The sequence below is a fragment of the Binatus sp. (SeqCode) genome (genome assembly GCF_036522015.1).
Classification (GTDB): Bacteria; Desulfobacterota; Binatia; order Binatales; family Binataceae; genus Binatus.
Window position 1 is genome coordinate 1 of sequence record NZ_DATDGQ010000136.1, and the last position, 9891, is coordinate 9891.

The following is a 9891-nucleotide window of genomic DNA, read 5'->3' on the forward strand; positions in this document are numbered from 1 at the left end:
GTAAGCGCAGTCGATGCGGTGCTGCGCGCCGACAGCGACTTCGGCGCGATGGATTTTGCCACCCGCGACCGTTACCGGCATGCGATCGAAAAACTTGCGCTCGGTTCGGGGCACACCGAAGTCGAAGTTGCACAAAGTGCGATCGATTCGGCCAAGAGTGCGGCGACCGAAACGGCCAATGACGGAGTGGTGGCGTGTCGCGAGCATCATCCGGGTTACTACCTGGTTTCAGAAGGACGTCACGCGCTCGAGGCGACGCTGGGATTTCGCGCTCCGGTTCGCGATTGGATAGCACGCGCCAACAAGGCTGCCGGGATCAAAGGATACCTCGGCACGATCGCGGTGGTCACCGCGGTAATCGTCGCCGTCGGCCTGGCCGGGATCGCGGACGCGCCCGCCACTGGATGGACCCGGTTCATTCTCGCGATGCTCGCGATAATTCCGGCGATGGACGCGGCCGTCGCGCTGGTCAATCGCGCCGTCACGACCGTCGTTGGTCCCGCCACGATTCCCGCGCTCGAGCTGCACGACGGGGTGCCGCCGAGCCTCCGCACGATCGTCGTGATGCCGACAATGTTGACTACCCGCGCCGAGATCGACGAGCAGATCGAGCGGCTCGAGGTTCATTACCTCGCGAGTCCGGACGGCGAGCTGTATTTCGCGATCCTGTCGGATTGGATCGACTCGGCGACGGAAACTGCGCCCGGCGACGGTGACCTGCTGGCGGCAGCCAGCAAGGGAATCGCGCTTCTGAATCAACGTCATGGACCGGGTCCCGCCGGCCCCAGATTTTTGCTGCTCCATCGCAAGCGGGTGTGGGACGAAGCCGAAGGCGTGTGGATGGGCTGGGAGCGCAAGCGCGGCAAGCTGCACGAGTTGAATCGGCTGCTGCGCGGCATGACGGACACCACGTTCGTCGCGTCGGACGGGCATCCGCCGACAGGGCCGGCGGGTGTGCACTACGTGATCACGCTCGATGCCGATACGCGCCTGCCGCGCGGCGCCGCCAAGCGGATGGTCGGCAAAATGGCCCATCCGCTGAATGCGCCCCGCTTCGACAAGGAACTCGGCCGCGTGGTCGAAGGTCACGGTGTGCTTCAGCCGCGAATCACGGCTTCGCTGCCGACCGGGCGCGACGGATCGGTTTTCCAGCGCGTCTTCTCGAGCGCCGCCGGAATAGATCCGTACGCGTTCGCCGTATCTGACGTTTACCAGGATCTCCTCGATGAAGGCTCTTACAGCGGCAAAGGGATCTACGATGTGGACGTGTTCGAGGCGGCGCTCGCGGGCCGCGTTCCCGACGACACGCTGCTGAGTCACGATCTTTTCGAGGGAACTTTCGCGCGCTCCGGATTGGTCTCTGACATCGAACTGGTCGAGGAGTTTCCGTCGCGCTACGACGTTGCCGCCGGCCGACAGCATCGATGGGCCCGCGGCGACTGGCAATTGTTGCCGTGGATTCTCGGCCGCGCGCATTTCGATCCCGACGCGGCACGATCGTCGATACCGCCGCTCGGACGCTGGAAAATGATCGACAACCTGCGTCGCACGCTGTCGGCGCCAATGACGATGGCAGCGCTGGTAGCGGGATGGCGGCTTCCGCTGGCGGCGGCAGCGATGTGGACCGCGTTCATCGTGGCGACGATCGCGACCGCGCCGATGCTTCCATTTGTGACCGGAATCATTCCGCGGCGCCTCGACATTTCCAAGCGCAGCCATATCCGTGCGGTCGCCACCGACTTTGTGGTGGGAATATCGCAGCTTGCGATGATGCTGACGCTGCTGGCGCATCAGGCGTGGCTGATGGCAGATGCAATTTCGCGGACGCTCTACCGCTTGTACGTGAGTCATCGGCTGATGCTCGAATGGACGACTGCGGCGCAGGCCAAACGGGCAGCGCGCCCGGACGTGCGCGGGTTTTACGGCATGATCGCGGGAGCATGGGCGCTCGCGGTCATCTCCGCGGTAGTTGTCGCATCGGCAGGCCGGGGTGGCGCGTCGATCGCAGTTCCCTTCGTGATTTTGTGGATGCTGTCACCGGACATTGCGCGATGGGCAAGTCTGCCGCCCGCAATCGAGGGCACCAGGGCGCTCTCGATCGCTGACACGACGGCGCTGCGACTGACTGCGCGGCGCACGTGGCGTTTTTTCGAGAAGTTTGTGACGGCGGAAGACAACATGATCCCGCCGGACAATTTTCAGGAAGACCCGAAGCCCGCGCTGGCGCATCGGACGTCGCCGACCAACATCGGGCTGTACCTGCTGTCGACGGTCGCCGCGCACGACTTCGGCTGGATCGGAACGCATGAGACCGTCGAACGGCTGGGCGCGACACTGGACACGATGAAGCGGATGGAGCAGTTCCGCGGGCATTTTTACAACTGGTACGGCACGCGCGACCTGCGCCCGCTGGATCCCAAGTACGTTTCGTCGGTGGACAGCGGCAACCTGGCGGGACATCTAATCGCGCTCGGCAACGCATGCCGCGAAATGATCGCGCGGCCGGTGGTGGACCGCCAGTGGATGCGCGGCGTCGCAGACTCGATCGCGCTGATTCGCGAGTCGCTGGGCGCGCTGCGCGCCGACCGGCGCAGGCACACCGTCACGCCCAAGCAGCTCGAGGAAGTGCTCGACACCATGGCGCCGTTGATCCCGTCGAATCCGAAGAGCGTGAAGGAACTGACCGCCTGGCTGGAGGAACTCGCGGCTGACAGCGATTCAATCGCCGACATCGCGCGAACGCTGACACTGGAGCGCACCGACCCTGCCGCCGCCGACGTGCTCGCATGGGCGGAGGCGCTGCAAGCGTGCGTCCGCGGGCATCGGCGCGACCTCGAATTGCTCGGGCCGCTGGCATTAGGAGGTGCGCGCGAGAAGACGTCCGATTCGATGCCGGCGCTGGGCGATCTGGCGGACGTATACAACGATATGGAGGGCCGGGACTCGACGCTCGATCAGGTTGCGAGTGCGCGGGCAGGCGACGCGGCCAAAGCGCTGGAGCGGCGCCTGACGGAACTCGCCGCGACCGCGGGCAAGATGCTCGACGCGATGAAGTTCGGCTTCCTGCTCGATCCTGCGCGCCAACTGCTTTCGATTGGTTACCGCGTAACTGACGGGAGCCTCGATCCCAACTGCTACGATCTGCTGGCTTCCGAGGCGCGGCTGGCGAGTTTCGTCGCGATCGCGAAGGGAGAAATTCCGGCGCGGCACTGGTTCCGGCTCGGGCGCGCGATGACGCCGGTCGATCGCGGCTCGGCGCTGATCTCGTGGTCGGGCTCGATGTTCGAGTACCTGATGCCGTCGCTGGTGATGCGTGCGCCGGGCGGCAGCCTGCTCGAGCAGACCAATCGGCTGGTGGTCCGCCGCCAGATGAAGTACGGCGCCGAACTTGGGATGCCGTGGGGAATTTCCGAGTCCGCGTACAACGCGCGCGACCTCGAGCTCACCTATCAATACTCGAACTTCGGAGTGCCCGGGCTCGGGCTGAAGCGCGGGCTCAGCGAGAACGCGGTGATCGCTCCGTACGCCACGGCGCTGGCGGCGATGGTCAATCCGGAGGCTGCGGCGCAGAACTTCTCGGCGCTGCTGAAGGCAGGCGGCCTCGGCCATTTCGGCTGGTATGAGGCGCTCGACTACACGCCGTCGCGGGTGCCCGAAGGCGAGACCGTCGCCGTGGTCCGCGCATATATGGCGCATCACCAGGGGATGACGCTGGTTGCGCTGGCCGACGCGCTTAACGACGGCGCGATGCGCGCGAGGTTTCATGCCGAGCCGATCATCCAGGCGACCGAACTTTTGCTGCAGGAACGAACGCCGCGCGACGTAGCGGTGGCGCGTCCGCGCGCGGAGGAGGTCAAGGCGGAAGCCAACGTTCGCGAGAGTGCGCCGCCGACTATTCGCCGGTTCCATTCGCCGCACGATCTGATCCCGCGCACGCATCTGTTATCCAACGGCAACTACACCGTGATGATCACAGCGGCCGGCTCCGGCTTCAGCCGATGGCGCGACATGGCGATCACGCGATGGCACGAGGACGTGACCTGCGATTCGTGGGGGACGTACATCTTCATCCGCGACGTGCAGACCGGCAAGGTCTGGTCGGCGGGTTTTCAGCCGGCGGGCGTCGAGGCGGACAATTACGAAGTCGAATTCTCCGAGGACCGCGCGGAAATCGTGCGGCGCGATGGCACCACGACGACAACGCTCGAAGTGGCCGTGTCGCCCGAAGACGACGCCGAAGTTCGCCGCGTGTCGATCACGAATCTCGGCAGCCGCGTGCGCGAAGTCGAGGTCACCTCGTACGCGGAAATCGTGCTGGCGACCGAGGCGTCCGATACCGCGCATCCGGCGTTCTCCAAGATGTTCGTGCAGACGGAGTTCGACGCCGAGGTCGGCGCGATTCTGGCGACGCGGCGGCTCCGCTCGCCCACCGATGTGCCGGTCTGGGCGGCGCATCTGGCGGTGGCGGAAGGAGAGTCGATCGGCGAGATCCAGTTCGAGACCGACCGCGCGCAATTTCTCGGGCGCGGTCGCGACGTCCGCGACGCTGTTTCAGCGATCGACGGACGACCGCTGTCAGATACTGTCGGCACCGTTCTCGATCCGATCTTCAGCGTTCGCCGGCGGCTTCGCATACCGGCCGGCGGCACGGCTCGCGTCGCGTTCTGGACCATCGTCGCGCCGACCCGGGCCGAAGTAATCGATCTCGTGGATAAGCATCACGACTCGAGCGCGTTTGAGCGCGCAGTGACGCTCGCCTGGACGCAGGCGCAAGTGCAGTTGCATCACTTGCGGGTTGACGCCGACGAAGCACATCTTTTTCAGCGTATCGCCAATCGAGTGCTCTATTCGGATCCGACGCTGCGGCCTTCGTCCGAGCTGCTGCAGCGCGGCGAGGGTGGGCAGTCGAAGTTGTGGCCCGCCGGGATTTCCGGCGACTTGCCCATCGTGCTGGTTCGGATCGACGATGCCGACGATCTCGAAATAGTGCGTGAGCTGGTTCGCGCCCATGAATATTGGCGCATGAAACGGCTGTGCGTTGATTTGGTGATCGTCAACGAACGTCCGCCTTCGTACCATCAGGATTTGCAGGCCGCGCTCGAAGGGCTGGTTCGAACGACCCCGCGGCCGGCTGCCGACGGACAGGGCGCATGCGGAAATGTATTTTTGCTGCGCGCCGACCTGGTCACCGCCGAACTGCGAAGCGTTCTGCAGACTGCGGCGCGGGCGGTATTGCTGAGCCGTCGCGGGACGCTGGCGGAACAAGTCAAAAGGCTGGAGATGTTCGAGCCGGCGGCAGCGCCGCCGCCGCGGCGGACTCGCGCAATACAGCGGGCTGCGCCCTCGACGCCGAGGCGCGAGCTCGAATTTTTCAACGGCCTTGGCGGTTTTGCCGAGAACGGTTGTGAGTACCTGACGATTCTCGGCGACGGGCAATGGACGCCGGCGCCGTGGATCAACGTGATCGCGAATCCGTCGTTCGGATTCCAGGTCTCGGTCGAAGGCGCCGGGTACACGTGGGCCGTCAATAGCCAGCAGCATCAAATTACGCAGTGGTCCAACGACGCGGTGAGCGACCGTCCCGGCGAGGTGCTCTACGTTAAGGATCTCGACACCGGCGAGCTGTGGGGACCTACCGCGCTACCTATCCGCGAGGATGGCGGGCAGTACGTCGTTCGTCACGGCCACGGTTACAGCATCTTCGAGCACACCGCGCACGGAATTTCGCTGGAGCTGACGCAATACGTGCCGGTGGACGACTCGGTCAAAATTTCGCGGCTGAAGATTCGCAATCTCTCGCCGCGCGTGCGGCGTTTGTCGGTGACCGCGTACGTGGAATGGGTGCTCGGCACTTCGCGCGGCGCATCGGCGCCATACATCGTCACCGAGATCGAGCGCGAGACTCACGCGATACTCGCGCGCAACTCATTCAGCGTCGAATACGGAAACCGCGTCGCTTTCGCAGATTTGCGCGGCAATCCACTCTCATGGACCGCCGACCGGACCGAGTTTCTTGGCCGCAACGGCGCGCTCGACAATCCCGCGGCGCTCGCGTCGGGCAAACTGCTGGCCGCCAGATCGGGAGCCGCGATGGATCCATGCGCGGCGCTGCAAACCACAGTATCGCTCAAACCCAACGCCGCCGACGAGGTCGTCTTCTTTCTCGGCGAGGCGGCGAGCACGCCCGCGGCTATCGCTTCGATCAAGAAATATCGCGACGCTGACCTCGACTCGACTTTGGCTGCGGTCAAGCAGTACTGGGACGACCTGCTCGGCACGATTCAGGTCAAGACTCCCGACCGCTCGATGGACGTCATGCTCAATCGATGGCTGCTGTATCAGACGCTGGCGTGCCGCGTGTGGGCGCGCTCAGCGTTTTACCAGGCGGGTGGAGCGTACGGCTTTCGCGATCAGATCCAGGACGTGATGGCGTTGACGGTGGCGCGGCCGGCCCTGACGCGGGAGCACTTGATTCGCGCGGCGTCGCGCCAGTTTGCCGCCGGGGACGTGCAACATTGGTGGCTTCCGCCAGCGGGACAGGGAGTTCGCACGCGAATCGCCGACGATCGCGTCTGGCTGGCGTATGCGGTCGCTCACTATATAGAGGTGACGGGAGACGCCGGCATCCTCGACGAAACGGTCGCCTTCCTTGACGGCCCGGAGCTGCACGCGGGCGAGGTTGAATCGTTTTTTCAGCCTACGGTCTCCGCGCGGCGCGGCACCGTCTTCGAACATTGCGCGCTGGCGCTCGATCAAAGCCTCGAGGTTGGCGTTCACGGAATCCCGCTGTTCGGATCGGGCGACTGGAACGACGGCATGAACCGCGTGGGTGAGGCGGGCAAGGGCGAGAGCATCTGGCTCGGATGGTTCCTCTACGCGACGCTGCAAGCTTTTGCACCGTTGGCGGATATTCGTCGCGACGACGCGCACGCCGCGACCTGGCGGAGTCACGCGACCGCGCTTGCGGCATCACTCGAGCGCGACGGATGGGACGGCAACTGGTATCGACGCGGTTATTTCGATGACGGCACACCGCTCGGATCGGCCGGCAATGTCGAATGCCGAATCGATTCGATCGCGCAATCATGGAGCGTAATCTCCGGCGCCGCGAGTCCAGACCGTGGCGCAGCCGCGATGGCCGCTGTTGAGCAATACCTGGTAAAGGGCGACGACGGACTGGTGCTGCTATTTGCGCCGCCCTTCGATCACACTCCGCTCGACCCCGGTTATATCAAGGGCTATCCGCCCGGCCTTCGGGAGAACGGCGGACAGTACACGCACGGGGCGCTATGGTCGGTCGTCGCGTTTGCGATGCTCGGGGACGGCAACAAGGCGGGCGAACTGTTCTCGATTCTGAATCCGATTAATCACGCGAACACTCGCGCCGGGATCCATCGCTACAAAGTCGATCCTTACGTCGCATGCGCCGACGTTTACTCGACGCCGCCTCACGTCGGACGCGGTGGATGGACGTGGTACACGGGATCGGCGGGATGGATGTATCGTGCGGGCCTCGAATGGATACTGGGCTTTCGTCTCCGCGGCAAAACGTTGCTGATCGATCCATGCATCCCGGGCAAATGGCCTGGTTTCGAGATTGTTTATCGATACGGCTCGACGCGCTACGAAATCGCGGTCGAAAATCCACACAGCGTCAGCCGCGGAGTAAGCAGTGTCGAGCTGGACGGCAAGGCCCTCGCAGAACGTCCGGCGCAAATCGCGCTCGCCGACGACCAAGCTGCGCATCGAGTGCGAATTGTGCTCGGCTGACCAGGATGTCGAGACCTTCGACTCGCACGAATCGGGAACGTGGCGGTATCGAATGATCTCATGCTAGGTTTTCTCCCGCTCAGGTAATGTCGGCCGGAGGTTGGGCGCCTTGGAACCCGAGATCAAGTACGCCAAGAACGGCGACGTTCACATCGCATACCGGATTTTAGGCGACGGCCCAGGGGACCTCGTGCTGGTCCCGGGAACGATCTCGCACGCCGAACTTCTTTGGGAACTGCCGACCTACAAATACCTGCTGCAGAGGCTTACCTCCTTTGCCCGCGTAATTGTTTTCGACAAGCGTGGGCAGGGGCTCTCCGATCGGGTGGCCGCTCAGACCCTCGAAGAACGGACCGCCGACGTGGGCGCAGTGATGGACGCGGCAGGCTCGAGGAACGCGATCGTCTATGGTTGGTCGGAAGGCGGCCTCTTGTCACTGACTTTCGCCGCCACCCGGCCCGAGCGAACCTCGGCCCTCGTATTGTACGGCACTTTTGTGTCGATGAAGGCTGAGCCGTGGGCGCTGACCGAATCGCAATTCGATGGATTTCTGGCCACGCTGGAAAAACATTGGGGGACAGGCGTGCTGCTCCGGCTCAATGCTCCGAGCAGGTTGAAAGACAAAGCCTTCATGCAATGGTTTGGCCGAATCGAGCGGGAATCATCCAGTCCCTCATCGATTCTCGCTCTGATGCGAGCTGACTACCAGATCGATGTCCGTCACCTGCTGCCCTCGATCCGAGTACCCACCATGATCCTTCATCGTGCGGATGATGCGCTGATCCCGGTAGCGTCGGGGCGGTACATCGCTGAGAAGATTCCAGGCGCCGTATATCACGAGCTGCCCGGCATGGACCATTTAGTGCTCGACCACGAGACGCAGGATCGCATCGCCGATCTGATTGAGGAGTTCGTCGCGCGCCTGCCCGAATCATCCAGTGCGGCTGTACGAAATGGCCCTTCGACGAAGGCGTTCGCGCGCGGCTTCGGCATCGGCAAGCCGGCTCCCAACGGTACGAAGCCCGCCAACATGTTCCGGAGCGAGGGCGAGTATTGGACCGTCTCATATGAAGGACGCGTGCTCCGATTCAAGGGCTCGAAGGGTCTGCCTTATATCGCGCACCTTTTGGCTCATCCGAATAGCGAGTTTCGAGCGACAACGCTCGCAGGAGGATCGCGACCAGGAGAGTCAGTCGATCGAGGGGACGCCGGCGAGGTCCTTGATGGGCAAGCGAAGGCGGCCTACCGCCTGCGTATCAAAGAACTCCAGGAGGAGCTCAAAGAAACCAAGAGGACTGGCGATGAGAAGCGCGGACTCAAGGTTGAGCACGAGCTTGAGGCGCTATCCGCTGAGCTGGCACGCGCCGTAGGACTGCGTGGCCGCGACCGCCGCGCGGCTTCCAGCGCCGAACGCGCACGCGTGAACGTCACTCGCACGATCAGGATCGCGATCGGGCGCATCAAGGAGCATCATTCGGGACTCGCGAACTACCTTGATAAGACAATCCGCACTGGCACGTTCTGTTCCTACCAACCCGATCCCATACGGCACATATTCTGGAACCTCTGATTTAACTGCTTGCACCCGATTCGGATGCCGGCAGCTCGCTCGGGCTACTTCACGTCTACTTCCATGCGCATCCAGGGATGGATGCAGCACTGGAACAGATGCTTGCCCTTGGACAGACCGGTGATGTCGAGATGGCTGCCTTGAACAACTCGCGTCCGGGCCACCGCGAGGTTCTTAAAGCCGCCATTGCACTCTGGAATAACGCTCGTCGCGCTGCCGGGGTTGAGCGATGGAAGGAATCCGTTGCCGAATGCTTTCGCCTCGGTGAAGGTGTGCGGCTCACCGCCCTGGTCAACCACGGAAACGACGGTTCCCTCCTTTATCGTCATTTGGTCGGGTTCGAAGTCCCAGCCCGGGTCCGGGGAACCATTCTCGGCTCCCATGAGAAGATCACTCAGGCTGGTCGCATAACCGAACGTTGCTAGCGCGACATTGTGACAAAAACCAGTCCCGCTTTCTCCCAGCGCAGCGTTGAACGTGGCCGGATCGCATTCGTCCAGCGCCACCACCTGAGCCAAGCCGCCATTGGGTTGCGCCGCTGCTGGTATAGA

3 protein-coding genes are annotated in these 9891 nt (G+C 63.5%); 2 read left to right on the forward strand and 1 reads right to left on the reverse strand.

Annotated elements, in window-relative coordinates; genetic code table 11:
* The first annotated feature begins 18 nt into the window (after positions 1-18).
* Both VIW95_RS05640 and VIW95_RS05645 read left to right on the forward strand, forming a co-directional pair.
* Positions 19-7770: a GH36-type glycosyl hydrolase domain-containing protein gene (locus VIW95_RS05640; protein WP_331584447.1), complete on the forward strand. Its 7752-nt coding sequence runs from the start codon at positions 19-21 to the stop codon at positions 7768-7770.
* Between the two features lie 109 nt (positions 7771-7879).
* Complete coding sequence (locus tag VIW95_RS05645; protein WP_331584448.1) at positions 7880-9340, forward strand: alpha/beta hydrolase; 1461 nt, start codon at positions 7880-7882, stop codon at positions 9338-9340.
* Positions 9341-9384: 44 nt separating this feature from the next.
* Here VIW95_RS05645 and VIW95_RS05650 read toward each other — a convergent pair.
* On the reverse strand, positions 9385-9891 hold a 507-nt coding region (locus tag VIW95_RS05650), incomplete at its 5' end, for a hypothetical protein (protein ID WP_331584449.1).